The following is a 25,391-nucleotide window of genomic DNA, read 5'->3' as shown; positions in this document are numbered from 1 at the left end:
GTGGAGGCGATGTTTGACGAAGCGAGCGTGCAGCTTTTAAAGCGTCTTGCGGATGCGGGTAAGGTCGTTTTTAAAGACGGTTTTTACGAGATTGCAAAAGGCTAGAGCATTAAAATTTTAAAAGCTCTTTTGCGGCGCGGCGCAGCAAAAAGCGGCTTGCATAAAGGCGTCGTCACAGGCGGCGCCCGCCGTACGCGAGCTAGAGAGGCAGCGCAAAGACAGCGCGTTTAAATTTAATGCCGAAGTTGCGTTGCTATAGATAGAGTGCTTGCCGCACGCAAGCTAAAGGCAACGCAATGCTAGCTAGCGTTAAATTTAGCGCCGAGTTGCGTCGCCGCAAAGATATGACGGCACATCGGGTTTATGAAACGATGCTGACGCGGCGTGCGTTGATCTTTAATAGGTTAAATGATGCTTAAAAGCGCCGTTAAATTATGAAATTTATGCACACGGCGCAAAGATACAGACCCTAAACGGCGCTTTTTAGTACCGATGGATTATTGAAGCAGGCCTAATGGATGGCAAAAGCGGGTTTAGATCCGCGGTAGATCGCGAAGCACGCCTTTAAATTTAGCCTGCTTGCCGCGCTCGCTTGGAGTTTTTGCGCTTTAATCATCCGCACGCCGAATGTGCGCCCATTATGCGATACCTGCGCGCCCAAAGAGCTGCGATCGGATAGTATAAACGCCGCGAAATTTTATCGCGCACTTCAGTTTTTAAATTTAAAATTTAGCCCGCAGAATTTGATCTGCGCTAGAGTTTTAGCGCAGATCGCGCTAAAGTTCCACGCCATAAATCGCCACAGCCGATAAATTTTAATTCGTCGAGCCGTTTTGCCTCGATAAAATTCTATGAATTTTTTTGAATGCTAGCCACAAAATTTCAAGCCGTTGCGAGCTCTGCGGCGATGCTAAAATTTTGACGCGATAGAATTTCGCAGCGAAATTTTACGCCGCTCGGCGTATCCGCTAGAGAGTGTTTGGGCGATAAAATTTTACGGCAGAGCTGCGGGCAAAATTCTAAATCCAAAGTAAAATTTCGCCCGTTAAATTTACTGCGCGACTACTTTATCGATCCAGTCAAAAAGCTCCTCAAGATCGTAATCGCCGCCGTGTCCTTGTCCCCAAGGCACCGCAAAATCGACGTTCTTACCCGCATTTTGCAAGCTAAGCGCCAAAATCGCGGGGATCGCAAGCGCCGTATCGCGATCGCTCGCGCCGTGGCGGATGCGGTAATGCTTCGCGCCGTTTTCGTTGCGCACGAAGCTCATCGCATCCATCATCTCTACGATCCGCGCATCTGCGATTAGCACCCCTTTGGCGGGGTCATTCATCGCGCTAAAATCCGTAAAATGCGCCGCGTTAAATTTGGCGCCGCCAAACAGCTCGTTTTCGGGATTTTCAAGCGCGAAGCCGTCGAATGCGGGCGGGGTCTTGGCGCGCGGCTTGGAGGTCGCGTAGCCCCAAAAAAGCATATGCGATTGCGACGCGTCGTCCTTGATCTTTGCAGCGAGGTATAGGGGCGTCTTCGCGCGCGGATTTTTCGCCGCAAAATTAGCAAACGAAGCCGATATGAGCCCGTTTATGTAATCTTTGAAGCTGCCGTCGCCGTTTTTATCCAGGCTTAGCGCGCGGCCGCCCCCATCCCTTAAGCTTAGCGAGTTCAGATAGGCGGGGAATTGCGCCTTTAGCTCGTCTGAAATTTTAATCTGCGCTGCGCTTAATTTGCCGCTTAGCATCTTGCGAGTGGGCTTTGCGGCGCTTTGATTTGCGTCTTTTTTAGAATTTTTTTCAGCGCCGCTAGAATTTTCGTCGCGCTCGTTAAATCCCGCTGCATCAAAGCCGCTAAAATCCATCTTTTCATATTCGCTCTGCGCGCCGAACATCCACTCATACGCCGCGTCCGCGTGCTTTAGATTTGTGATCGGGCAGTATACGGACGCCGCGTAAATTTTATCGCTCGCCTTCGCAGCGCCCAGCTCTTGCAGATACGGTTCGTACGCAGCCTCGTCTCCGCTCGTGCCCAAAAGTGCCGAGAGCGCTCCGCCCGCGCTCGTGCCGTTTGAGATTATCTTGTTTGCGTCCCCAGGCATTGCCGCGTCGTTAAATTTCAGATACCGCACGGCCGCCTTTAGATCGACGATCGCTGCGGGCGCCTTGCCGATATAATCGCCATTTGCGCCTTTTAGCGTGCGTCCGCGCGCTGCGGGAGCGGCTACGACGTAACCGCGCGAAAGTGCCGTAGCGATCGCGTTTGGTTTGCCGCTTGCGTCTATTTTGACATCGCCCGCTTCGCCCGGCATGTAGCCGCCCACGCCGTTTGGCAAAAATATCGGCGCGCTTGCGGCGTCAAATTTGCCGCTCTTGCTCCTCTCAAAATACTGCTGCGGGATGAAGATATTCATGCTCTGATAGCGCGCGCTTACGGGTTTTGTGACGTAGATTATGTTTTTGTAAGCGCGAAATTTTATCTTTTTGCCGCCTATTATCACGCTTTCTTGCGTGAAATTTGCGGCGTTAAATTTCAGATCTATTTGCGCGCTCTGCGTCGCCGCAGCCTCGGCGTTTAGGCTTAGTGCGCCGCAAAGTATCGCAGCGCCTAAAGCAATGGATTTTTTACTCATTGCCGCCTCCTTTCTATTTTGATATTGCCGCTTTTTAGCCATTCAAGCAGCTTAGTGACAAAGCTAATTTTAGCAAAACTCGGTGAATACTTAAATCCGCTGCGCGCCTAAATTTTGAAATTTAAACGCAAAGGCATCTGCAAGTTGAAAGGAATTTTAAACTCGAAGTGTTATTTTAGTGGGCATTTGCGGTCCGCCGCCGTAAATCCGGCTGCATTAAATTTCGCTCGTTAATTCATAAGCTTGAGCTGCGTTTCGAAGGCGGATTTGGGGTAGAGGCCGATGAGCTTTTTAACCGCTTTGCCGTTTTTATCGTAGATCACCGACGTGGGGGTGCCAAAAATACCGCCTACGATGGTTTCAAAGTATTTCACCGAGCTCGCGCCGCTGACGCTTGGGAATTTTATCCCCTTTTCGCGAGCGACCGCGGCATCTGCTTCTAGCCCCTTGCCGTCGCCCAAAACGCCGATGATCAGCGCATCGCCGCTAGCTTGTAGCTCGTTTAGCACGGGTACTTGGGCTTTGCACGCGCCGCAGCTGCTGGTGTAGAAAAACAGCACGAGCGGCTTGTCGTTGCCCTCGATCTTTAGCGTGCGCTCGGAGGGGTCGAACTTGGAGGCAAGCGAGGTGCCGTCGCTGCTTAGATGGTGCTTCCATCCGTCGCAGCCTACGAGCAGTAGCGCGAACACGGCGGCAGCAACTTTTAAATTTAAAAATTTTATCATCTAAAACCCGCCTTCGGGCGCGCTAAATCGGCCTTTAAATTTGCGTTTGAAATTTTAAAATTTGCGGCGCGATCCGGGCAGAAATTTATATCGCGATCCGCGCTGAGGTATATGTCACGATCCACGTCGTAATCTGCGCTCGTAGCGTTTCGGTTTTTAAAATTTAGACTTTTAAAATTTTTACCCACTCCGCTCGGCTTTGCAACGGTGCTTGATCTTTCTAAGCAAACGGCTTCGGCGGGACGTGCGTAGCAAAGAGCCGCGCCTGCTCGCGCGAGCTTTGTGCGAACCCAAAAAGAGCGCGCGCAGGCGGTGAAATTTTTAAATTTTAACGTAGCTTTATTTTTCATCATGTGAGCTAAATTTTACGCATCGGAATTCTGCGCGCCCGAATTTTCGGTATCTGAATTTTGGTCGCTTAAATTTTTAGCGTCTTGATCTTCGCCGCTAGAGCTTTGCGAAGCGCTTTTGTTTGGATCGCAATCTGAAATTTTATCTTGCGAGCCGAGATTATGCTTCATCGTGCTTTGATCCAAAAGTTCTATTCGATCGAGCTTGCCGTGTCTTAGGCGCACCACTTTGTCGGCGAATTTACCGAGCTCCTCGTTGTGTGTGACCAAAAGCAGCGTCTTGCCCTCGCTGCGAAGCGTCTGAAAGAGCTGCAAAACCACGCGCTCGTTGGCTTCGTCGAGGTTGCCCGTAGGTTCGTCTGCGATGATGATGTCGGGATCATTGATGAGTGCGCGCGCGATGCAGACACGCTGCTGCTCGCCGCCACTAAGCTCGCTAGGGCGGTGCGTGATGCGGTGTCCGAGCCCTACTTTCTCAAGTGCTGCCTTGGCGCTGTCCTCGTCCACGCAGCTGTGATAGTATTGATTTAACATGACGTTTTCGACGGCCGTTAGGTAAGGAATTAAGTGAAACTGCTGAAACACGAGACCGATCTTTTTGCGGCGAAATTCTAAAATTTGCTCGTCGTTTAGCGCGCTCGCGTCGGCTCCGCCTAGGATATATCTGCCCGCAGTGGGGGTGTCCATCAGGCTTAGGATATTTACGAGCGTGCTCTTGCCGCTGCCGCTTGGGCCCATTATGCTGACCCATTCGCCGCTTAAAACGTCGAAGCTGATATTATCGAGAGCCTTAACCTCGCCGAAGTATTTGCAGATGCCTTCAAATTTTAAAATTTCCATGTCATTCCCTTAATAGATTCGCTAAATTCGGATTCAGCGCCTTTTTGATCGGATAGTAGCTTGCCGCGAGCGCAAAAATCAGGCTCAGCGCGACCGCCGCAAAGAGGCTAATCAGCCTAAAATCCACGCTACTTGAAAATATCAGATGCCCCAGCAAGATCGCGAGCAGGTATCCCACGAATACCCCCACTAGCGAGCCTGCGACGCAGACGGTTAAAATTTCGCTCAGGATCAGGTGGAGCAAATTTTGTTTGCTCGCGCCGATTGCGCGGATGAGCGCGAACTCTTTGATGCGCGAAAGCAGGATCGAGCTAAGGCTCGTATTGATGCAGACCGAGGTGATCAAAAGGATCGTAATGCCGATAAGAAGCATCAAAAGCTTGATTTTGTTTAAGATTATGCCCTGGGTCTTGGATACCTTGCCGATCGGCGCGAAGCTCATCTGCGCATCGCTTAGGCTTTTCGAAATTTCGCTTAGCTGCTTAAAATCGCCGCTTACGATCGCTTCGGCGTAATTTACCTGCGCAGGCTGTTTTAAAATTTTTTGCGCCAGCGGCAGCGAGATTAGCAGCATGCCGTCCTCTTTCTGCCCGTCATAGACGATACCTTTTATCTTTACCTTGCTCGTCTCGTTTGAGCCGATCGGCGTGATCTCGATACTATCGCCGAGCTTCGCGCCCAAAAGTTTGGCGAGATCTTGACCGATGAGGGCGTTTTTATCGTCGAAATCCACGCCTATAAACGAACCCTCTTTGAGATCCAAAAACGGCATAGTATCGCGCAGAGAGGAGAAATTTACCCCCATGATGATGCCTGAATTGACGCCTAAATTTGCGCTGCCGAAAAGGTATTTATTCGCGCTTTTCAGTGCGGGGATTTTAGCGAACTTCGCATCGAGCGCCGCTTCGTCCATATGGGAATTTTCTAAATTTGCAGGACTTACGATCAAATTTGCGCCGTAGCTGTTTAGCTCGCTGGCGACCTTTTTATCGATGTCGGCGTAGATATTTACGAACGCCGCGCAAACCGCGCTGCCTAGCATGATCGCGACGAAAATCACGAAGCTGCGGATGCCGCTGTTGATGATACTTTTAAAGATCGCGCCTCTAAAAAACGCGCCGTTATTTCCTACCATAAAGCACCTCCGCAGGCAGTAGTTTGATTACTCCGCGTAGCGGCAAGATCGAGCCGATAATGCAAATAAGAAGTCCAAAGACGATGCTAAGCGGAAAGACCATAAGCGAGACGCCGATAAAGGAGCCAAAAATTTGATACGCGATCGCCCAGCTAAGCGCGTAGCCCACGACTGCGCCCACGAGTGAGCTTGCTACGCAGATGACGAAAATTTCGGCGGCGAACTGGATATAGATCATAAAGTTGCTCGCTCCCAGCGCCTTAAGCAAGCCGATCTCTTTTTTGCGCTTGTAAATTTCGCTGCTTAGCAGGCTCGTGATGCAGATGCTTGAAATCAGCAGAGATAAGATACTTACGACGCCCATTAAATTTTGAATTTTTTTCGTGATGCCGCTTTGAGCTTCGCTGACGCTAAGCACCGCCTTAGCAGTTGCATTTGGATACTCCTCGGTGATCTGATATGCGATGGAGCTAACGTATGCTGAGCAGTACCATGTGTCGTATTCTGTGGCGTCCAGGTTATCGAGGCTCCTTCTTGCCTTTACGGACAGATCGTCTTCAGGGATCGTCATGGCGCTAACTTCTGCCTTGGCGATGAGGCCCTCTTTGTGCGTTAGCTTTTGTACCAGAGATAAATTTGCGATCAGCTTTTTGGCTTCATCCTCCGCGCCGTGCAAAATCCCAACGACTTTAACCTCATAATCTCCAAGCTTAACCGTATCGCCGATCTTAAGCCCCAGCGCGTCGCCTGCGAGCACCTCATCCTCGGCGCCGTCTTTTACCCACTGCCCCTCTACACTCCAAAACGGATAGAGCGAGCGCACGCCCGATCTGAAATCAGGCTCATCGCTAACGCCCACGTCCTTTTCAAAGTAGGTTCCCACGACGTCGTAATCTCCTGCGCGGGTAGTTAAAAAGGGCGCAAAGGCGGTGATATTGTTGCGCCAAAAAATTTCTTTGATCTTATGCAGCTCGCTCTCTTTTAAAAAATCATCGTTTTTAAGCGGCGAGTATTCGCGCCCGCCGATCTCGATGCTTAGGCTTTGCGAGCGCGGTAGCACTACGATATTTGAGCCGTAGCTGCGCAGCTCCTTAGCGACCTCGTCGCCGATTTTTAGCGTGATATTTAGCATACAAGCGATCAGTGAGACCGATAAAAATATGGTCAAAAACGCTAGAATTTTGCTATCCCTGGAGTTTAAAATGGAGGATTTGATGATGCGTAAAAACATTATTTAAGCTCCTTTAGCGTGCCGTTTTCATCTACATAGCGCTCGGGGTGCGCGGTGAAGGCGTTTGCATTCGCTTCGCTTTCAAAAAAGTAGGTGCGTCCGTAGTAAAGATAGCTAAATTTAGAGGTGTTTAAAATTTCTTTTCTGCTGACCGGATCGATCACCTTTTTATCCACGATCTCCGAGAAATAGGACGCGCCGTCCTCAATCGTCTTAAGCGCGATGACGATATTTTGCCCCTCTAGCTTATAATCCAGCGGAATCGGATTGCAGCCGCCCAGCTTGCCGACGCTCGGCAAAAATATCCGCACGTTGCAAGCGATGCAGATGAGCTCGTCGCCTTTTTTAATATAGCCCATATCGCCGCAGATCGAGCACGCGTCAAAAACTGCGACCGGGGCAAATTTGTCCGTGAAGCGGTTTAGTAGAAAAAATCTGACCTTATGTCCGTCGTCGGTGACGTAGGCAAAGCGGTGCAGCTTGCCGTCCTTTACGATGTTTGCATCGATCACAAATTCCGCGCCTTGCGGCTCTATAATCTTAGGCTCATCGATCGTAGGCGGTTTTGAAGCGACCAAGATATAATAAAGCCCCAAAAAGCTGATTAAAACCCCAAGCGATAAAATCAGGCTAAAATCTCTAAAAATGGCGAATCTGCCCGCTTTAACCTCTCTAAATTTTATAATGTCCGCTTCGCGAGGCACTCGACTTGGCGCACGAAATGCCGTAAGCAGCGCAATTAGCGCGGCTATAAGGCAAAGAGCTAGCGTCAGATAGGAGTTGTTGTAATGGATGATTTTGGCAATGACGCTTAGAAACTCGGACGAGCCGATCGCGTTTGAAAGCCCCTCAAAGCCCTTCGCAGCTAGCGCTTTAGGCGCGTCTGCCTGGCGCAGATCAAGGCCCAAAAAGCCGATTTTGGCGATAAAGGCAAACGCCCACGCGATGACGAATGACGCCAGCTTTGCGCCTCTGCTCGCGCGCACTAGAGCTGAGCGATAAATAAAATAGAATAAAATTAGCGCCAGCACGCCTAAAACCGCCATAAAGAGGTTGGTTAGGCTGAAGCTGTCCAGTAGCTCGCCGGAGAAAATTTTAAAATTCATCCCTATGAAGCGGTATTCAAATCCATACGCGCAACCAAGAGCAAAAATAACTGCGGCGGTAAGATAGAATCGCTTAAGCTTAAACGCAAACAGCAACGCTAACAGCGCCAAGAGCGCGAGCGCGTCAAATATAATCTTGCCTGTATCGGCGTTTGCCGAGCGCGCAAATGCGCTAAAGCACAGCGCCCCGAATGCAGCTCCCAAAAGCGCGGGCAAAAACGATGCGCTGATAAAGCGCCTGCTGCCCAGATACGCGCTTAAAAATGCAAGCGGAAAAAGAGCCAAGCTAACGTGATAAAAAAATATCGTCATTAAAAATCCTCATCGAGCCTAATGCGCGTAAATCGCCTATAATTGCTTAAATTTTAAAATTTTAAAACCTACGCCATTTTGTAAATTTTAAAATTTCAAATCCGCTTGCAAAAAATTTGCAGCGTCAAGAGCCGCCCGCAAAGAGAAATTCGCCTCGCTCTTGTTTTGGTTTTGTCTCGCCCTTGCAGCGCGCTAAATTTTAAAATTCTAATTCTCTTGAAATTTTAAAATTTTGCCGCAGCTAAAAAGATTCGTAAGCTTAAACGCATTAAAGCAAAAACGATGCGCTTTGGCTGCGGCGTAGCGGCTAAATTTAAATGGGCTAAATTTGACCGCCTTAAATTTAAAGAGCGCGGTTAGAATCCAACACCCTTAAGCTCCGCCGAAACCGACTCGGCGGAGCTTGCTATGATTTACTCTTTAGGAGCGCCAGTGTATTGGAAGGTGTATTTAACCGAGAACGGCTCCCACCATTTGCCTACGCCTGTCGCTTTGTCCGCGTGGCGGCCGAATCCGTTGACGCTTGGATTTTCGATGTTGTAGGTTAGCTCGTAGTTACCTACGCCGTTTACCATTTTGATATTGGCGCCGTAGTGAGGGCCGTCGCTAGCTACCATCGGCATGAAATTTCCCTTTTGGATCTTGCCGGTGTCTAGGTTTTTAAGCACATAAGCGATCTTTAGATAAGGGATCCACTCGCCCTCGCCAAATCCGTTTGCGTTGCCCTTAATAGCGTGGATATCGGCCTCTAGGTGGATATCAGCCTTGCTAGGGGCTAGATCGATGCCTTTAGGCTCCATATCGATAGGCTGAAGATAAACGGCCGCAATCTCCATTCCGTTTTGTTCAACCGGCTCGCCGATCGGATGCTCTCCCGCCATCGCGACAACAGAAGCTAGGCTTAGTGCCAACATACCTGAAAAAATCTTTTTCATCCTCTCACTCCTTTATTAAGAATTGTTCTTTTGCTTGTTTTTTAAGATCAAAATTCCTGCGATCAAAAGCACGATCATCACCGCTTGCGGCACGAGGCTCTGGACATAAGGATAAAATCCGATCCATGTAATCGTAGGAAGCCCGTCTATTACGGTAGGCACGAATACCTTGCCCTCTACTAGCTCCATCACGCCCTTGCCTACGAATACGACGGACATATAAAATATGATGACCGATGTAGCGATAAAAAACGGCTTGATAGCGATTTTAAGCGAGAATTTTTTGATGATGACATAGACCACGATTAGGGCTACCAGACCCGCTACAAAACCCGCCGCTACCATGCTAGTAGCTGCCGGAGTCTTGGCATCGAAAAGTAGCGCCAGATAAAATAGCACCGTTTCCGCGCCCTCACGATAAACCGCCAAAAATACCGTCCACCAAAGCATCTTGCTATCGCCCGAGCTTAGGCTGCTTGAAATTTGACCTTGGATATAGGCGGTCCATTTTTTGGAGCTTGCATTTGAAAGAAGCCAAAATCCCACATAAAATAGCAGCACCACGGCGATTAGCATTACCGCGCCCTCCATCACTTCGCGCGTTTGTCCTGCATTTTCACTACCGAAGATATAATTTAGTCCGTAAGCCGTGGCAATACTTAGCACGACCGCGACGCCAAGAGCGCTGTAAACGATATTTAGGTGCTTTGAGTTGCCGGATTTTATAAGTAGGGCGATGACTGCGGCTACGATAATGAGCGCCTCGAATCCTTCGCGCAAGATGATGATAAGCGCGTATAAAAATAGATCCCAGTTGCTTGATTTCTTCGTTAACTCTAGACTTTGGGTGAGCTGATCAAATAGCTTATTTTGCGCCGCTACGATCTGCTCTTTGGAAGCGCCCGCGCGCATAAGAGCCGAAATTTTATTAAAGCTTGCTTCGGTGTCTAGCTTGAGCTGAGTATTTTTAGCACCGACGATATTTTCCATACCGCTCTCTTCGTATTCGTCGAAGTAGATATTGCCGCTTTCGTCAATCGCATCATCAACCTTGCCGTTTTCGTAAAGCTGCAAAACCTTAGCCATTTTGTCTTTGATATTTTGCACAATCGGCGTAAAATCCTTGCCTTCATCCTCGCTAGTATCGCTTTGAGCTAACGCAGTCTGTGGCGCTATGGAGTAGCTTTCTTGCGGCAGATCATTTACAGCTTTTAATGCTAGATTATCTAGGGCGTTTATCGCTTCGTCAAATTTTGATTTGTCCGTATCCGCATCCTCGCGCAAGAGATTTCCGATAATTTGCTGGATCGATTGATCGGTCTGAGATGAGACATATTTTCGCACTGCTTCCTCTAGACGTTCGTTGCGGTAGATATCAAATTTAGCGCGATTTAGCGCAGCTTTTAGTGCAGCAGTGTCTTTCTTATCAAACGCAGCTTTAGCGTTATCCAGCTCAGTTTTAAATTCCGTATAGACGCTCATCCACGGCGAGGTTGTACCGGATGCTGCGGAATTCCCGCCTGAGGTTGGCGCAGAAGTGCTACCGTCGCCTCCATCTTGATATTCTGCCACTAGGCGGTGACCTGATTCTATCACCGGCAAGACCTCGTCAATCTCGCGGTTTAGATTATCTATCATCGCTTGGATCTCGCTTACCGGCTTTTCTGCTTTGATCGCCTTGCGGATATCGCCGAACTGCTTCTCCATATCGTAGGATTTTTTCTGACTTAAATTTATGCGAATGCCGGCTTCTAGATTTTCAAAATGCCCAAAATACGCCTCTTGAGTTATCTTTCTAGCCTCAGAATTATTACCATCAACATAAAGCTTGATCGCTTGAGCAAATTTCTCTTTTATCGTCGCTGCTTCCGCACGATAATCCGTATCCGCAAAAAGCATAGCAAGCGGAAAAATTAGAGCTAAAACCGCAAATTTAAAAAATTTCATCTGAACCTTCTTGAGTTAAATTCATACATTAAATTTCAAAATCTAGCGGCAATTATATGTAGAAAAATCTTAAAAAGTAATAAAAAAAGCGGTTATCATAAAGCACGAAAGCGGCTAAATTCTCAATTGCAAGAGCTTTTTGATAGATGAAATTTAATAGAATTTAGGATATGGCGGAATTTTAAATGGCAGTCGGATTTTACTCCGACTGCTAAAATTTTAGTGAAGTTTCGACCAAATTTTACTTTTCCAAAGACCTGCAAAAACAGAAAGGATCAAGAAATAAATCATAATATTTATGGTTGTAGCTTCACGCTCAGCTTTTTTGCTATCGCCTACGTCAGCTAAATATTCCACGACCTTGGCTTCAGCGTTTTCGTTCAAGCCTACGCGCGGCATCGAAGTGCCTGGAAGCTTCTTTTGCGTATCATTGATAAACTCGTGCAGATAGTTGGCGCCCTTAGAACGGATCATCATCGAAAGATCAGGAGGCGTCGAGCCCATATACGCAGCCAAGCTAGCCTTGTCGCTGGATGCAAAGAGCTTATCATATTTGACGTCGTGGCATCTTAGACAAGCATCCTCAAAAACCGCCTTACTTAAAAGGAATTTTTTCTGCGCTTCGTTTAGTTCGGTGCCTTGCTTGATACCGCTAGCAGCAGCCTCAGAGGCGATTAGCTTATCCTCGCTAGGAGCGAGCGACTTTAGATAGGCTACGATATCGGCGATCTCTTGATTTAGATCACCGCCTGCACCGAAAAACCCGGGCATCGGAAAAGGCTTTTCGTCGCCAAATTTCTGATCTAGCTTAAGAGCCATGATCGGATCTTTGATGAGTGCAGCTAAGAATTTATCGGTGTATAGATAGCCTGCGCTGCTAAGATCCGGAGGATTGACGCCGTATGCGGCACTAGCGCTTGCCGCGTCCATAGGAGCGGGGATATTTGCACTTTTTACTCCATGACATGCGGTGCAGCCTGCATTTGTAAAGGTCTCGGCGCCGCGCACGGCATCGCCTTTGCTAAGATCGATTTTATTTATCTCATCCCAAAAAAGCACCGTTTTATCTTGTTGCTCTTTCGCGCTGGCTAGGGCTTTTTTAGAATTTTTTATCATCGTCTCATCCCCGCCTTTTTCAGCTGCGGCCAAAGCGCTTTCTGCTGCGGCTACGTTATGCGCGGCTAAAGCCGTATCGCCTGCTGCAAAATCGTAATTTACCGGATCGGTGTGCGGACTGAGCTTAGTATGAGCATAAGGCTCGATAAACCAGTATAAAATTCCCACACAAAAAAGCACCAAGATTAGGGTTCTTATCTCTTTCATGGCTAGACCCTCTTTCTTTCTGCGATTGTAATTAACGGAAGCACTACGACGAGCAATCCGATATAGATGATTGATAAAGCAAAGCCCCAGTATTTGTTTTCGATACCAAGCTCCGCGCCGTCTGCAGGGAGCTTTCCGAATAGGCTAAGCAGAATCATGTCGATTACCAAAACCCAAAACCAGATGAAAAACGCCTTGTTTTTATGCGCGGGTGCTACTACACTGCTGCGATCAAATAGCGGTATGAAAAATAGCGAAACTCCGGCGAATGCAAATGCGATAAGCCCGATGTCGGCAGCTTTAAGCGGTCCTACATCAAAGTAAAATCCGCGCAGAATTTCATACTCCCAAAGGAAGTACCACTCCGGATAGATATGCGTTGGGGTTTTGAGGCTATTTGCCGGCTCGAAATTTATCGGATCCATCGCAAAATCGAAGTGAAAGCCCACTAGATAAAAGAAAAATATCATAAAGATACTGACGTAGAAAAAATCCTTCGCCAAAAAGCCCGGCCAAAACGGAATCACCTTGCTTTCGCTAGTTTTGCCCTGCAGATACTTCTCACCCTCGAGCTCAAAGTCAATCTCCTCGCCGTCTAGGTTATTTACATGCGGAAATCTAAGCGAATAAAAATGCACCGCCAGCACCGCAACCACCACGAGAGGCAGTAAACAGACGTGAAGCATAAAAAATCGCGTCAGCGTCGGATCGCTTACGGCGTAATCGCCGCGAATCCACTCTACTATCGCATCGCCAACTACTGGAATTCCTCCAAAAAGATTAGTAATAACCATCGCTGCCCAGTAGCTCATCTGTCCCCATGGAAGCATATATCCGCTGAAAGCCTCGGCCGAAAAGATGATGAAAAGCAGCATTCCGCTTACCCAAATCATCTCTCGCCCTTGCTTATACGAGCGGTAATATATAGCTACTAAAGTATGAATGTATAAGATCAAAAATACAACCGACGCCGATACCGCGTGGATATGTCGCCATAGCCAGCCGTATTCGACCTCTTTCATAATCGTGAAATTTACGCTATCAAATGCTAAATTTACATCCGGTTTGTAATACATCACGAGCATTAGTCCACTAACGAACAAAACTATAAATAGCGTCATCAAAATAACGCCCATCGCCCAAAGGAAGCTGATATTTTTAGGAATCCAATACTCGCTTACCATCACCTTGAAAAATTTCGTTACGGCGAGCCTTTGGTCGAACCAATCCCAAACTCCCGTAGCTTTTCTTATATGTGCCATCTGCGCCTCCTATGCTTTCTGCTTTAGGGCTTGGTATTCGGGGCCCTCTTCGCCTAAAACGAGTTTCGTTCCGTCGATTTTAAAGGGCGGTATATCCATAGGACGCGGCGGCGGACCGAATACGTTTACGCCGTTAGCATCGAAAATCCCACCGTGACATGCACAGATGAATTGTTGCGTCGATGGCTTGTAGCTAGGAATACAGCCTAAATGGGTGCAAAGCCCTATGCAAAGCGTATATCTAGCATCCCCTACGACGACGTCACGGGCATCGTTTTTAGGCATATCGGCAGTCTTTTTAAGCACGAAAATCGGCTTTTTACGCCACTGTGTTTGATACAGCTCGCCCTCTTTGATCGTACTTAAATCTACCGTAGTGACGCCGGCGGCGCGCACGCTAGGTAACGGATCCCACGATTTCTTCATCCCCACTAGCGCAAAAACACCACCCACAGCGGCAACCGCGCCGAAAGTAAGCCCGATAAAGCCTCGTCTATCCTGTTTTAGATCAGACATCTTTATCCTTTCAAATTAAGAAATTGACAAGCGTCAATTTTAGCCAAATAAAGATTAAATCAATATGATTGTAAGCAGAAATTTAGCTTAACCTTGCAAGCTAAATTATATTTTAAGATAATTTTAATACCTAGCGAGGCGTTTTCGCAGTTTAAAATTTTATAAATTTTCAAATTCTATCATATTCTATCATGGCGCTGAATTTAAAATTTTAAAATTTTGTCGCGCAAGAGTTATTGCGACAATGGCGTGCGAAATTTTAAAATTTCGACATCATAAATAAAATTCCATAAAGCGCGAGATTTTAAATTTAAAAATGAGCATAGAATTTATAAAATCAAATTTTAAAATTTCACTGCTCGGTTATGGCAGCGGCGGGGCGAATTTTGCACTAGCGCGCTAGCTGAAATTTTAAAATTCTAAATTACGTCGCGCTTCCGTCGTATGAAAAAATTCCGCTAGAAGTAAAATTTAAAACATTAAAAACCCCATAGCGGTGCAAATTCTAAATCATTAGAATTTTACGACGTCTTAAAATTTCAAGCATCAAAAATTCTGTCGCGATGCAAAATTTTAAAATTTAGCGTAATCGCGAGCCGTAAAATTCTATAAAATTCTGCGGGATTTCAAAGCCTAGCCAAAATTTAAAGATAAATTTCATAAATCCATAAAGCCTCGGCAAGCTGCGAAATCCGGGCGAAATTTCAAAATTATTATTCTAAAATTTAAGCCCGTCTATCTAAAGCCTAGCCGATTTGCCCGAGCGAAAATACGCTCCGATCGCAAGAGCCACCATCGAAGCGACCATCACGTACGCCCAGCCGGGCACCGGAATGCGCTCGCCGCTAGCATAAGAGTGCATGCCGCTTAGGTAGAAATTTACACCAAAATAGGTCATTATGACGCTAAAATACGCAAACATTGAGGCTACGGCAAAGGCGAATTGATTATTGAGCTTTGGCATAAATCTAAAATGCACTACCACCGCGTAGATAAAAATCGTAATGAGCGCCCAGGTCTCCTTCGGATCCCAGCCCCAGTAGCGCCCCCAGCTTTCGTTCGCCCACACGCCGCCTAGGAAGTTGCCCACCGTCAGCAGGCAAAGACCTAGGATCATCGACATTTCGTTGATATGCGTGGCTTCTGCGATATTGCGAGCGATCTCCGGGTTTTTCTTATCGAACAGAAACATCACGAGGGTAAAAATTCCAAGCAGCATGCAAAGCCCCAAAAATCCGTAGCTCGCGGTGATTACCGAGACGTGGATCGTAAGCCAGTGCGATTTTAGAACCGGCTGGAGATTGGTGATTTGCGGATCGATGTCACTAAGATGCGCGACCATCAGCGTAATGCCCGCCATTATCGAGGTAAGCGCCAGCGAGATTGCAGATTTGCGCGAGAAAAATATTCCGCTTAGCGACAGCGCCCACGCGATGTAGATGAGCGATTCGTAGGAGTTGCTCCACGGCGCGTGCCCCGAGACGTAGCCGCGTAGCGCAAGGCCTGCGGTATGCGCGATGAAGGCGACGATATTTACGATATAAACGAGCTTAAACGCGCCGCCTAAGCGAAGGGCGGGCTTCATCATCCGCAAAAAGATAAAGATCAGAAGCAAAAATCCCGAGACAGTGTAGATCGGAAAGAGGCGAGAAAAAATTTTAGCCTTATTAAATAAAATTTCATATTTTATCGCGCTCTCGCTAGGCATTAAATTTGCGCCGTTTTGTGCTTGGTATTTTTTGACGTAGCTTAGCATCTTTTCTGCGCCGCTCCAATCCCCGCTTTCTTGGGCATAAACTACGGACGAAACGAATATTCCCATCATCTTTTTAACTTCAGCAGATTCGTTTTGATCCAGCGCATCGCCTAGATATAGCGGCGAAAGCCACTCGTTATTTTTAGCGTTCTTAACCGGAATAATTCTAAAATAATCCCCCATAAACGCCGAATAAAAGACGTTTACGCGCTCATTTACCTTGATGATCTCTTTATCTAGCACGCCGCGATTGCCCAAAGGCTTTCGGTTGATCTCCTCGACCATTTTATCAAGCTTGTAGTAGCTCTCGCCACCCTTAAATTCAAAAAAATCCATCATACTGGCGTGGCTTTGCTTCTCGTCCATACCTAGAATTTTCTTAAGCTCCGGCTCGCTAACCTTGATAATCGGCGCACGCCTCCAGTAGCTTTGATTTAGCATAAAAGAAAGCGCGGCGGCGTTATGGTTTAAAATTTCGCCATTTGGCGCCTTGTAGTCGTCGGCGCGGTAAATTTTATTTAAAAGCTCCCTAGAAACGGTATCAAAAGGCTCCATTCGCCCATCAAATCCCTGAATTACGAGGCTTGCTAGATCCTCACTAAATTTAGGATCAAATTTCGGCACGGCTAGTTCGCCTCCCATAGTAGAAAAATTATGCGGCGGGATGGAGTCTTGCTCCGCCGCAGATTCTTGCGAAGCGGAGCTATGCTTGGAATTTTCAACGGCGGAATTCTGCGCGGAATTTTGCACAAAATTTTGCGAAGTAGAATTTTGCACGCTAGCCGGGCTTTGCGGCGCGGAATTTTCTGCGGCTGCATTTGAGGCGGAATTTTGCGAAGTAGAATTTTGTGCCGTGGAGTTTTGTTCGGCATTTGCTGCGCTAGGATACAATGCGGCCAAACTCAAAGCCAACGCGCCTACTAATGCCAATGCCGCGCCTTTAGTACCGCGTCGCGATTTTTTGGCGCGTTTTGATGCAGAGTTTTCTGCGGAGCTTGCGGGCACCGAGCTAGACGCCGAATTTTTAGAATTTACATCTTTTTCTCGAGCAAGATGCGTATTTTCGCTGATTAAGCGCGAGAGCTTGAAAAAGCGCGAGCCCCGGTTGAAAAAGTTAAAAAACATCCCTACGCAAAGCAAAAAATAACCGATGTAAGTTGGAACTTTACCGGGGTCTTTATTGACCGAAAGCACGGTGCCGCGCTCGTCTGTATCGTATGAGCTTTGGAAAAATCGGTATCCGCCGTAATCGAGCACGTGATTCATAAAAATATCATAATCAAAGCTCGAATTGCCGTCTTTTAGCGTGATTTCGCTTTTATATCCGGAGGGCGAATTGGTACCCGGATAGCGATCCATCACAAAGTCGCGAAGCGCGATTTTAAAAGGCAGATGAAGCATCTTTGGCGCCAAGGCTACGATGAAATTCTTATCACCCACCTTGTAGCTAGCACCATGCGAATCCCTAGGTACGTAGATTTCGCGACTCTGCCCCGCAAAGCTTAGCGTAGCTACTACGCCGGGCTCACCCGGTAAATTCGCAGCGACCGGGACAAATTTCTCGACCGCGGAGCTAAGCAGGCTAACAGGGGCAAAATTTATCCCATCGAAGCTGTAAAGCAAGAGATTGCCTAGCGGATTATCCTCGTTTCTCTTAAGCGGTGCAGTGCTCATATCAGCCATTTTAGTGGCGTTTATATCAAGGCTTGAGTTTAGATAGAATTTGCCGTCTTTAGATTTTATGTAGATGAAATTCTTACTTTTAGGCTCTGTGTTAAAAGTAATACTAAGCTCGCCTATCTCCATGCTCTCGCCTGATTGCAAGGAGACATTTTGGCTGCCAACATTGTTTGAAAATAATAGTTCCACGCGCGCAGGAGCCTGTCCGGTCGGATCTTGCACCCATTTTAGCTCGCCGTGTTCTACGAGCTCTTTAAATTTTAAATTTGCGATCCTGCCCTCTACGTCTAGATTGAGATCGAAGTTCATCCGTCCTGCGCCGTTTAAAAATTTGCTCTCGTCGGCGGAGATAAACTCGCCGTCACTGCCTAAAGTAAGGAGCTGAACGACCTCGTCTTTAGTCGTTACGATCGAGCTCTCGCCGCCCTCTCTTATATGGATATTGCCCTCAAAGCCGAAATATCTCGTCAAAATCGCTCCAACAAGCATAAACAAAAAGCTTGCGTGAAAGATTAGCGCAGGCAGAGTGCGAAGCTTTATCATACGGTAGCGATAGATATTGTAGGTTAAATTTACTCCCAAAAGCACCATCAGCGCGCCAAACCACGCAGTAGAATAAACCATCGCCCAAGCTACTTCCGTGCCGTAAGCGGTCTCTACAAAAGTAGCGATTGCACAGGCTAGCGCCAAAATCAGTAGCATCACTGACGCGCACTCCATACTAAAAAATGTCTTCATTGATTTCCTTTAGATTTACGAGGGTTTTCAAAATCGCGAGATTTTAGCAAAAATTGCTTAATTTTTCATTTTACGACTTGCAAGCGCATGCCTACTAGCGTAGCGCAAATATGCGTTAAGATGCTTTGATAAAGCGGTAAAATTCTCATCTTAGGCATTCGCGCAGGAATTTAACGGCGCAGATAAATTTTGTAAAATGCTGGGAAATTTAGCGAAATTCTATTAAATTTCGTGCGTCATCTCATCGCGTAATTTCTAATTTAGAATTCCGCTGCGATAAAATTCTATCTTGGCGAAATTCCTTCTTATTGTTTTTTGCCTTGGGTATATGCGAGCTCGCACACGTCGCCCACGGCTTGGTGGCACGGGATCGCCGAGATCGAGTTATTAGGCGAACCGTCGATCACTTTATCTGAATAAACCAAATAGATTAGCGAGTCCTGCACCGCGTCGTAAAGCCTAACTACGTGGGTTTTTTTGAAAATTAACGAGCTACGTTTTTCAAAAATATCCTCTTTTTTCAGCTCCTCTTTGATGATGATTTTAGGCGCGGTCTGTACGCAGGAGACGGAAGCCTCGGAGCGATCCTCCTCTACGCCGATGATCTCTTTGGCGCCGCCTTTTTTGGCGTATGAGACGTAGCAGGTAACGCCCTGCACTTTTGGGTCTTTTACGGCGATGATCTCGATGCGATCGTCCTTGCCGAAGAGCCTAAAGGAGGTATCTACGCTATCTATCGTCTCGTAGTCTTTGGCGCAAACAAACGCCGCCAGCGCCAGCATAAGTAAAAATTTTTTCATAAACGACCTTTGGAATTTTGGGCAGATTTTAACATTTATAATATAAATTTTAAGCAAGTTTTTATAAAATGGCTCGGTTAAATTTGAAAGGAACTAAATGATCGAAAATATCTTTAGGGAGTACGACATACGCGGTATCGTGGGCGAGGAGCTAAACGAGCGCAGCGTAAAAGCGATCGGCTTCGCGCTTGGCAAACATATCGCAAATCTGGGACTTGAGCGCGTTAGCGTGGGATACGACGCCCGCCTTAGCGCGGATGAGCTTTTCGGCTATTTCGTAAGCGGGCTAAATTTTGCCGGACTGCGAGTTTATAATATCGGCTTGCTACCGACGCCGGTGGGCTATTTTAGCGTATTTACGCATAAATTTGACGCAAACGTAATGATCACCGGCTCGCACAATCCTAAAAATTACAACGGCTTTAAGATCACGATCGGTACGGACAGCTTCTTCGGCGCGGATTTGAAACGCCTCGGCGCGCAGGTGCGAGAGCTGATGAGTTCAAATTTTGAAATTCCAACTGATGTGGGCGCCCAGAAGTACGACATTTTAAGCGAGTATCTAGCATATTTTGAGAAGGAATTTGCGGCTCTTAAGGGTTTTGCCGCGCCTTTTATAATCGACTGCGCAAACGGCGCCGCGGGCGTTACCGCTACTAAAATCATCGAAAGGCTGGGCTTAAATGCTAAAGTTTTATTTCCGCAGCCCGACGGTAATTTCCCAAACCACCACCCCGATCCCAGCGAGGAGAAAAATTTAGCGGATCTTAAAGCCGCGATGAAGCAAGACGGCGTGAGCTTGGGCTTCGGCTTTGACGGAGATGCCGATAGGATCGCCGTGCTTACGCCGCGCCGCAACATCAAAGGTGACGAGCTAGCCTGCCTGCTTGCTCTAAACATGCACCGCCCGCGCATCCTAGGCGAGGTCAAATGCTCTCAAGCGATGTATGACACCATCGATAAGATCGGCAAAAGCTTCATGGGCAAGACCGGCCACAGCAATATCAAAAAGGCGATGAAAGAGCTTGGCATCGATCTTGCCGCGGAGGTTAGCGGGCATATTTACTTTAAAGAGCGATATTTCGGCTTTGATGACGGCGTATATGCGATGATGCGCGTGCTTGAACTCGTAGCTAAAGGATATGATTTAGACGCCGAGCTAGACAAGCTGCCGCGAGTTTTTAGCACCGACGAGATTAAATTTAATACGAGCGAGGAGGCGAAATTTAAGATTATCGAGGCTCTTAAAGCTCAAATCCACGCAGGTATCGCGGAGTTGCCGCCCATCCGCGATATTATCGAGATCGACGGCATCAGAGTGCGATTTGATGACGGCTGGACGCTCGTACGGGCAAGCAATACCACGCCTGTGATCGTAACCCGCTTCGAGGCCTCTAGCCCCGAGTTTCGCGACGAGATGCAGCGCGTATTTTTAGGTAAACTAGAAAATTTAAAGGAGCAGAGATGAACGAATCTGAAAAGCAAGAGGTTGAAAAAAATATAAAAGAGCTTTTGGCTGCGAGAGCGGAATTTTTTAAATTTTTAGATGAGCGTGTTCCTAAGATCGCGGGTACCGACGTGTTTGATTTCGAGCGCGCAGGCGCGGCTAGCCTGAAGGAAGTTTACGCGAAATTCTACGGCTACGATTACGCCGCGCGCAAGCTGCTGCCATATTTATACCGCACTTACGGACTAAATTTCGATGTCTGAGATCATTTTAGATCGCGCCGCTTATGCGCACAATCTAGCGCAAATCGCCGCCAAAGTAGGTGGAGCGGAACGAGTATTTTTAGTAGCCAAGGATAATTCATACGGCCATGGCTGCAGGCTTTGCTGCGAGGAAGCGGCAAAGCTAGGCTTCGTACGCGCCGTAACGCGAAGTGCTGCGGAAGCTGCGCAGATCGCGGATCTATTCGGCGAAATTTTAGTGCTTTCGCACATTCCAAACGGGCTTGAGGACGAGCGGTTTTGCTACGCGGTAAACGATCTTGGCTACTTTGCGCGTCTTAAGCGGGGGGCTAAAATTTACATCGCCGTAGATACCGCGATGCATAGAAACGGCATCGCTGCGAGCGAGTTAGATGAGGCACTTAGGCTATGCAAGCAGGGCGGATTTAAGCTTCGTGGCTTTTTCACACACTTTCGCGCAAGCGACGAGCTAAGTGCAGATTTTTTCGCACAAAGGCAAAATTTCATAGAATTTAAGCGTATCGCGGGACAAAAAGCCGCCGCCGCGGGCTTTGAAAATTTAAAATTTCATTCGAGCAACTCCGCAGCTATCGAGCGAAGTGCAGGCTTTGAGGACGAATACGTGCGCGTAGGCATGGCGCAGTTCGGCTATCCGCAATTTGACGAGAGCCTAAATTTACGCCCTGTGCTAAAGCTCTATGCCGATCTAATCAGCTCGCGCGTGCTAAAAAAAGGCGAGCGCGTGGGCTACGGCGCGAATTTTGAAGCGCCACGCGATATGATGATCGGCACATACGATCTGGGCTACGCAGACGGGCTATTTCGCTACGACGGCGAGGGCGAGCTAGCGCTTGCAAGCGGGCAAAAAATGCTCGGAAAAATGTCGATGGATAGTTTCTGCGCGGAATTCGGTGGCGAGCGTATCTGCGTGCTGAATGACGCGCGAGCCTGGGCAAAGCGCTTCGGCACGATCGAATATGAAATTTTAGTCAAATTAAATTCCAACATCCCAAGGAGATTTCAATGAAAGAGCTGCAAGGAGAAAATAACGAGCGTATAGGTTACGACGATAAAGGCTTATCCGCGCGAGGCGAGAGCTTTGGCGGAGGAGAGTATCTGCGCCAAAAAGGAGGGCTTCATATCTTAATCAAAGCTCTAATCGTCTTAGTGATTGCGGCGATTGCGTTTGCGATATTTGCAGTGCCCGTTTACAACAAGCTCATAAGCAAAGATGAAGAAGTTAAGGCCGCGTGGAGCCAGGTACAAAACCAATATCAGCGCCGCGCCGACTTGATTCCAAATTTCGTAGAAACCGTCAAAGGCTACGCTAGCCATGAAAAAGATACCTTAGAAGGCGTTATAAATGCCCGCGCTAAGGCAACCGCTGTCAATATCAATGCAGAGAGCTTAGCGCAAGATCCGGAAGCGTTTGCGAAATTTAATGGCGCTCAAGGCGAGCTTAGCTCGGCCCTATCGCGCTTGATGCTGGTAGTCGAGCGCTACCCGGATCTTAAGGCAAATCAGAATTTCGCCGAGCTGCAAAATCAGCTCGAAGGCACGGAAAACCGTATCGCCGTAGCGCGCAAGGATTACATCGCCTCGGTGCAGGAATACAACAAACTAATTAGAACCTTCCCTACAAATATCATCGCGCGCATCGTAGGACTAGGCGGCGCCAAACCTAGCTTTAGCGCTGATAGCTCAAGCCAAAAAGCCCCTAGCGTCTCGTTTAAATAACGCTAAAGGCGGCAAATGCTAAGCGAGCAGTGCAAGCAAAAAATCCACGAGCTAATCACGAAAGCCGAAGCCGCAAGCGGTGCGCAGATCGTCTGCGTGGTCGCGCGCGAAGCAAGCGAGGACTGTGAAGCCAGCTACGGCGCGGCGGCAGTGACGGCATTTGCGATCGGCATCGTTCTGTGCTTCGTGCCGCAAATAAGCAAAGCTGAGCTACTGCAAATCGTAGCACTTAGCTTTATAGCGATTAAAGCTCTGCTAGCTAAATGCCCCACGCTTTTAACTCTAATCACGCCTAAATCTCGCAGACTTCGGCTCTCGGGCGAGTTTGCGATGCAAAAATTTTACGAGCGCTACGGTAGCGTAAAAGAAGCGATAATGTTTTGCGTATGCGTCCGCGAACGCTGCGCTCATATCATCTGCGGCGCGCGAGCGGCGGAGTTTATCTCTAAGGGCGAGTTTGAACGTATCACGACGGAATTTAACCCCAGCACGCAAGGCCTTGAGCCTGCTGTTTTAAAGGCGATGGACGCGCTGTGCGAGCTAGCTATGCGAGTGCCTAAAGATAGCGAAAATAACGATATAGAAGAGACCTTGGTGGAGCTGCAATGAGAGTGGCTTGGAGATTTGCTTTTGCCATAATGGCGCTATTTGTAATAAGCGTCGCCGTACCTAGCGAGTATCTAGCCCGCCCAAACGGCACCGCTGTAATCGATGAGGCTGGTATTTTACGCCCAGCCGCGAGAGAGAGTCTGAATGAAATTTTAACGACTTTTGATAAAAATTCCACAAACCAGATCATGTTCGTAAGCCTAAAATCGCTCGGCGGCTACTCTATCGAGGAAATCGGCGTAGAGCAGGCGCGCGCTCTTGGTATCGGGCAAAAAGGGCGCGACAACGGCGTACTGCTGCTCGTCGCTCCGCACGAGCATAAAGTGCGTATCGAGGTCGGATACGGGCTAGAGGGCGTACTAACCGATATGCGCGCCAAACGCATCATTAGCAATAAAATTCTACCCTATTTTAGGCAGGGAGATTACGAAAGCGGCGTCATTAGCGGGATTTCGGCGATCATCAGCACGATCGAAGGCGGCGATATAAAATTTGATCCCCTTAACGCCAACGCGCAGCAGGATCCGAGCAACAAGGACTTTGCGATCTTTATGGTACTTTTTGCAGTCTTGCTTTTTGCGATACTAAGCCGCCGCGTGACGCGTCGCAGAAGAAGTGACGAGGATATAATCTCAAGCGCGGACATCATAAGCGAAATCGCGCGCTCATCGCGCATGAGAGGCGGCTCATCCGGGGATTTTGGCGGATTTAAAGGAAATGGCGGTTTTAGCGGAGGCGGCTTCAGTGGGGGCGGCGGAAGCTTCGGCGGAGGCGGTGCTAGCGGAAGCTGGTAGCCACATAAATTTTATCAAAATTCCAAATCGTAGAATTTTATCTAAATTTTAAAATTTCAGAATTTCTAAATTCGGCTGCTGGTATAGAAAAACAACATGAGCGGCTTGTCGTTGCCCTCGATCTTTAGCGTGCGCTCGGAGGGGTCGAACTTGGAGGCAAGCGAGGTGCCGTCGCTGCTTAGATGGTGCTTCCATCCGTCGCAGCCTACGAGCAGTAGCGCGAACACGGCGGCAGCAACTTTTAAATTTAAAAATTTTATCATCTAAAACCCGCCTTCGGGCGCGCTAAATCGGCCTTTAAATTTGCGTTTGAAATTTTAAAATTCACGGCGCGATCCCTGTCAGAATTTATGTCTCGATACGCTCCGAGGCGTATGTCGTAATAATCTATGCTTGGGTTCATGCCGTGACCTTTAACGAGATTTATGTCATAATCCGCGCTAGAATTTATATCGTGGCATATATTTAAATTTAAGTCTCGATCTGCGTTAAAGTTTATGCTTTGGTATGTGCTGCAGCAATGCTATAAGGCGTATGTCATAACCCGCGTCGTAATCTGCACTAAAGTCTATATAGTCACCCGCCTAGCAATTTGTACTCGTAGCGTTTCGGCTTTTAAAATTTAGACTTTTTAAATTTTTACCCACTCCGATCGGTTTTCCATCGGCTTTTGATATTTTGAGGCAAACGGCTTCGGCGAGACGCGCGCAGCAAAGAGCCGCACCTGCTCGCGCGAGCTTTGTGCGAACCCAAAAAGAGCGCGGGCGGGCGGTGAAATTTTTAAATTTTAACGTAGCTTTATTTTTCATCATGCGAGTTAAATTTTACGCACCGTCATTTTGCGCGCTAGAATTTTTGGCACCTTGATTTTCGCCACTTAAATTTTTAACGCCCCGATCTTCGCCGCCAGAGCTTTGCGAGGCAGAATTTTGCTCGCTCGCAGTTTCGGCGTTAGAGCTTTGCGAAGCGCTTTTGTTTGGATTACGATCTGAAATTTTATCTTGCGAGCCGAGATTGTGCTTCATCGTGCTTTGATCCAAAAGTTCTATTCGATCGAGTTTGCCGTGTCTTAGGCGCACCACTTTGTCGGCAAATTTGGACGAAAATTACACCTGCGAAATCTCGATAAAATTTTGCCATTAAATTACGAAACGAAATTCTATCTCGCAATTCCGCCGCTATTTCTTAGCGATTTTATAGTAGCCGTCTCTAAAAACGACCTTACCCACATCCGCAAGACGCTTTAAAAGCTGCACGCTCGCTTCGTCAAACATCGCCTCCAC

The 25,391-nt window shown here is 47.7% G+C and carries 22 protein-coding genes and 1 pseudogene; 6 read left to right on the top strand and 17 right to left on the bottom strand.

Annotated elements, in window-relative coordinates:
* Positions 1–1,051 precede the first annotated feature (1,051 nt).
* The 14 genes and pseudogenes from Q0117_RS03965 to Q0117_RS03900 all read right to left on the bottom strand — a co-directional run bounded on the left by Q0117_RS03965 (position 1,052) and on the right by Q0117_RS03900 (position 19,279).
* A complete protein-coding gene (locus Q0117_RS03965) occupies positions 1,052–2,623 on the bottom strand; it encodes a subtype B tannase (RefSeq protein ID WP_297922842.1) in 1,572 nt (523 codons plus the stop codon).
* A 230-nt stretch (positions 2,624–2,853) separates the two neighbouring features.
* Positions 2,854–3,348, bottom strand: a complete 495-nt coding sequence (locus Q0117_RS03960) for a TlpA disulfide reductase family protein (protein ID WP_297922838.1) — start codon at positions 3,346–3,348, stop codon at positions 2,854–2,856.
* The gene (locus Q0117_RS03955; protein ID WP_297922835.1) at positions 3,345–3,698 is read right to left on the bottom strand and encodes a hypothetical protein; all 354 of its coding nucleotides are present in this window, start codon (positions 3,696–3,698) and stop codon (positions 3,345–3,347) included. The genes Q0117_RS03960 and Q0117_RS03955 overlap by 4 nt, the downstream gene beginning before the upstream one ends.
* Before the next feature lie 201 nt (positions 3,699–3,899).
* Positions 3,900–4,538: pseudogene (locus Q0117_RS03950) on the bottom strand (ABC transporter ATP-binding protein); the annotation flags it as partial.
* A gap of 1 nt (position 4,539) precedes the next feature.
* Entirely contained in the window at positions 4,540–5,673 is a 1,134-nt protein-coding gene (locus Q0117_RS03945; protein WP_297922832.1) for an FtsX-like permease family protein, read from the bottom strand.
* A complete protein-coding gene (locus tag Q0117_RS03940) occupies positions 5,660–6,904 on the bottom strand; it encodes an ABC transporter permease (protein ID WP_297922829.1) in 1,245 nt (414 codons plus the stop codon). Before Q0117_RS03940 ends, Q0117_RS03945 begins: the two co-directional genes overlap by 14 nt.
* On the bottom strand, positions 6,904–8,322 hold the full coding sequence (locus Q0117_RS03935) for a Fe-S-containing protein (RefSeq protein ID WP_297922826.1): 1,419 nt from the start codon (positions 8,320–8,322) through the stop codon (positions 6,904–6,906). The genes Q0117_RS03940 and Q0117_RS03935 overlap by 1 nt, the downstream gene beginning before the upstream one ends.
* 413 nt (positions 8,323–8,735) lie before the next feature.
* Positions 8,736–9,257, bottom strand: coding sequence for an iron transporter (locus Q0117_RS03930; protein WP_297922823.1), 522 nt, complete (start codon positions 9,255–9,257; stop codon positions 8,736–8,738).
* A 15-nt stretch (positions 9,258–9,272) separates the two neighbouring features.
* Positions 9,273–11,204: an FTR1 family protein gene (locus Q0117_RS03925; RefSeq protein WP_297922820.1), complete on the bottom strand. Its 1,932-nt coding sequence runs from the start codon at positions 11,202–11,204 to the stop codon at positions 9,273–9,275.
* 219 nt (positions 11,205–11,423) lie between these two features.
* A complete protein-coding gene (locus Q0117_RS03920; RefSeq protein ID WP_297922817.1) occupies positions 11,424–12,527 on the bottom strand; it encodes a c-type cytochrome in 1,104 nt (367 codons plus the stop codon).
* Positions 12,528–12,529: 2 nt separating this feature from the next.
* Positions 12,530–13,789: a cytochrome bc complex cytochrome b subunit gene (locus Q0117_RS03915; RefSeq protein ID WP_297922814.1), complete on the bottom strand. Its 1,260-nt coding sequence runs from the start codon at positions 13,787–13,789 to the stop codon at positions 12,530–12,532.
* 9 nt (positions 13,790–13,798) lie between these two features.
* Positions 13,799–14,305: a ubiquinol-cytochrome c reductase iron-sulfur subunit gene (gene petA / locus Q0117_RS03910; protein WP_297922811.1), complete on the bottom strand. Its 507-nt coding sequence runs from the start codon at positions 14,303–14,305 to the stop codon at positions 13,799–13,801.
* Between the two features lie 739 nt (positions 14,306–15,044).
* Complete coding sequence (ccsA, locus tag Q0117_RS03905; protein ID WP_297922807.1) at positions 15,045–18,479, bottom strand: cytochrome c biogenesis protein CcsA; 3,435 nt, start codon at positions 18,477–18,479, stop codon at positions 15,045–15,047.
* Between the two features lie 305 nt (positions 18,480–18,784).
* Positions 18,785–19,279, bottom strand: a complete 495-nt coding sequence (locus Q0117_RS03900) for a CreA family protein (protein ID WP_297922804.1) — start codon at positions 19,277–19,279, stop codon at positions 18,785–18,787.
* Between the two features lie 97 nt (positions 19,280–19,376).
* On the opposite strand from Q0117_RS03900, the gene Q0117_RS03895 reads away from it, so the two are divergent.
* Genes Q0117_RS03895 through Q0117_RS03870 form a run of 6 tightly spaced genes read left to right on the top strand, consistent with a single transcriptional unit; the run spans position 19,377 to position 24,108 of the window.
* Complete coding sequence (locus Q0117_RS03895; protein ID WP_297922801.1) at positions 19,377–20,747, top strand: phosphomannomutase/phosphoglucomutase; 1,371 nt, start codon at positions 19,377–19,379, stop codon at positions 20,745–20,747.
* Positions 20,744–20,989, top strand: a complete 246-nt coding sequence (gene cmeU / locus Q0117_RS03890) for a CmeU family protein (protein ID WP_297880638.1) — start codon at positions 20,744–20,746, stop codon at positions 20,987–20,989. The genes Q0117_RS03895 and cmeU overlap by 4 nt, the downstream gene beginning before the upstream one ends.
* The gene (locus Q0117_RS03885) at positions 20,982–21,995 is read left to right on the top strand and encodes an alanine racemase (protein WP_297922798.1); all 1,014 of its coding nucleotides are present in this window, start codon (positions 20,982–20,984) and stop codon (positions 21,993–21,995) included. Before cmeU ends, Q0117_RS03885 begins: the two co-directional genes overlap by 8 nt.
* Positions 21,992–22,705, top strand: a complete 714-nt coding sequence (locus Q0117_RS03880) for a LemA family protein (protein WP_297922796.1) — start codon at positions 21,992–21,994, stop codon at positions 22,703–22,705. The genes Q0117_RS03885 and Q0117_RS03880 overlap by 4 nt, the downstream gene beginning before the upstream one ends.
* 15 nt (positions 22,706–22,720) lie before the next feature.
* Positions 22,721–23,314 carry a hypothetical protein gene (locus Q0117_RS03875; protein ID WP_297922793.1) on the top strand — a complete coding sequence of 198 codons (594 nt, stop codon included), beginning with the start codon at positions 22,721–22,723 and terminating at the stop codon, positions 23,312–23,314.
* Complete coding sequence (locus Q0117_RS03870) at positions 23,311–24,108, top strand: YgcG family protein (protein WP_297922790.1); 798 nt, start codon at positions 23,311–23,313, stop codon at positions 24,106–24,108. Before Q0117_RS03875 ends, Q0117_RS03870 begins: the two co-directional genes overlap by 4 nt.
* Positions 24,109–24,173: 65 nt before the next feature.
* Here Q0117_RS03870 and Q0117_RS03865 read toward each other — a convergent pair whose 3' ends face one another.
* From Q0117_RS03865 to Q0117_RS03855, 3 genes are all read right to left on the bottom strand, one after another.
* Positions 24,174–24,371 carry a hypothetical protein gene (locus tag Q0117_RS03865; RefSeq protein ID WP_297922787.1) on the bottom strand — a complete coding sequence of 66 codons (198 nt, stop codon included), beginning with the start codon at positions 24,369–24,371 and terminating at the stop codon, positions 24,174–24,176.
* A complete protein-coding gene (locus Q0117_RS03860) occupies positions 24,368–24,511 on the bottom strand; it encodes a hypothetical protein (protein ID WP_297922784.1) in 144 nt (47 codons plus the stop codon). Before Q0117_RS03860 ends, Q0117_RS03865 begins: the two co-directional genes overlap by 4 nt.
* Before the next feature lie 421 nt (positions 24,512–24,932).
* Positions 24,933–25,190, bottom strand: a complete 258-nt coding sequence (locus Q0117_RS03855; RefSeq protein ID WP_297922781.1) for a hypothetical protein — start codon at positions 25,188–25,190, stop codon at positions 24,933–24,935.
* Positions 25,191–25,391: the final 201 nt, after the last annotated feature.

This window comes from uncultured Campylobacter sp., assembly GCF_937997535.1.
Lineage (GTDB): Bacteria > Campylobacterota > Campylobacteria > Campylobacterales > Campylobacteraceae > Campylobacter_B.
Note: the sequence above shows the minus strand (reverse complement) of the source record. Positions and strands in the feature narration are given on the sequence as shown.

Bases quoted from the DNA above. Each gene is read 5' to 3' on its own strand.
- Q0117_RS03965 (WP_297922842.1), bottom strand. From the start codon at position 2,623: ATGAGTAAAAAATCCATTGCTTTAGGCGCTGCGATACTTTGCGGCGCA.
- Q0117_RS03960 (WP_297922838.1), bottom strand. From the start codon at position 3,348: ATGATAAAATTTTTAAATTTAAAAGTTGCTGCCGCCGTGTTCGCGCTA.
- Q0117_RS03955 (WP_297922835.1), bottom strand. From the start codon at position 3,698: ATGAAAAATAAAGCTACGTTAAAATTTAAAAATTTCACCGCCTGCGCG.
- Q0117_RS03945 (WP_297922832.1), bottom strand. From the start codon at position 5,673: ATGGTAGGAAATAACGGCGCGTTTTTTAGAGGCGCGATCTTTAAAAGT.
- Q0117_RS03940 (WP_297922829.1), bottom strand. From the start codon at position 6,904: ATGTTTTTACGCATCATCAAATCCTCCATTTTAAACTCCAGGGATAGC.
- Q0117_RS03935 (WP_297922826.1), bottom strand. From the start codon at position 8,322: ATGACGATATTTTTTTATCACGTTAGCTTGGCTCTTTTTCCGCTTGCA.
- Q0117_RS03930 (WP_297922823.1), bottom strand. From the start codon at position 9,257: ATGAAAAAGATTTTTTCAGGTATGTTGGCACTAAGCCTAGCTTCTGTT.
- Q0117_RS03925 (WP_297922820.1), bottom strand. From the start codon at position 11,204: ATGAAATTTTTTAAATTTGCGGTTTTAGCTCTAATTTTTCCGCTTGCT.
- Q0117_RS03920 (WP_297922817.1), bottom strand. From the start codon at position 12,527: ATGAAAGAGATAAGAACCCTAATCTTGGTGCTTTTTTGTGTGGGAATT.
- Q0117_RS03915 (WP_297922814.1), bottom strand. From the start codon at position 13,789: ATGGCACATATAAGAAAAGCTACGGGAGTTTGGGATTGGTTCGACCAA.
- petA (WP_297922811.1), bottom strand. From the start codon at position 14,305: ATGTCTGATCTAAAACAGGATAGACGAGGCTTTATCGGGCTTACTTTC.
- ccsA (WP_297922807.1), bottom strand. From the start codon at position 18,479: ATGAAGACATTTTTTAGTATGGAGTGCGCGTCAGTGATGCTACTGATT.
- Q0117_RS03900 (WP_297922804.1), bottom strand. From the start codon at position 19,279: ATGAAAAAATTTTTACTTATGCTGGCGCTGGCGGCGTTTGTTTGCGCC.
- Q0117_RS03895 (WP_297922801.1), top strand. From the start codon at position 19,377: ATGATCGAAAATATCTTTAGGGAGTACGACATACGCGGTATCGTGGGC.
- cmeU (WP_297880638.1), top strand. From the start codon at position 20,744: ATGAACGAATCTGAAAAGCAAGAGGTTGAAAAAAATATAAAAGAGCTT.
- Q0117_RS03885 (WP_297922798.1), top strand. From the start codon at position 20,982: ATGTCTGAGATCATTTTAGATCGCGCCGCTTATGCGCACAATCTAGCG.
- Q0117_RS03880 (WP_297922796.1), top strand. From the start codon at position 21,992: ATGAAAGAGCTGCAAGGAGAAAATAACGAGCGTATAGGTTACGACGAT.
- Q0117_RS03875 (WP_297922793.1), top strand. From the start codon at position 22,721: ATGCTAAGCGAGCAGTGCAAGCAAAAAATCCACGAGCTAATCACGAAA.
- Q0117_RS03870 (WP_297922790.1), top strand. From the start codon at position 23,311: ATGAGAGTGGCTTGGAGATTTGCTTTTGCCATAATGGCGCTATTTGTA.
- Q0117_RS03865 (WP_297922787.1), bottom strand. From the start codon at position 24,371: ATGATAAAATTTTTAAATTTAAAAGTTGCTGCCGCCGTGTTCGCGCTA.
- Q0117_RS03860 (WP_297922784.1), bottom strand. From the start codon at position 24,511: ATGAACCCAAGCATAGATTATTACGACATACGCCTCGGAGCGTATCGA.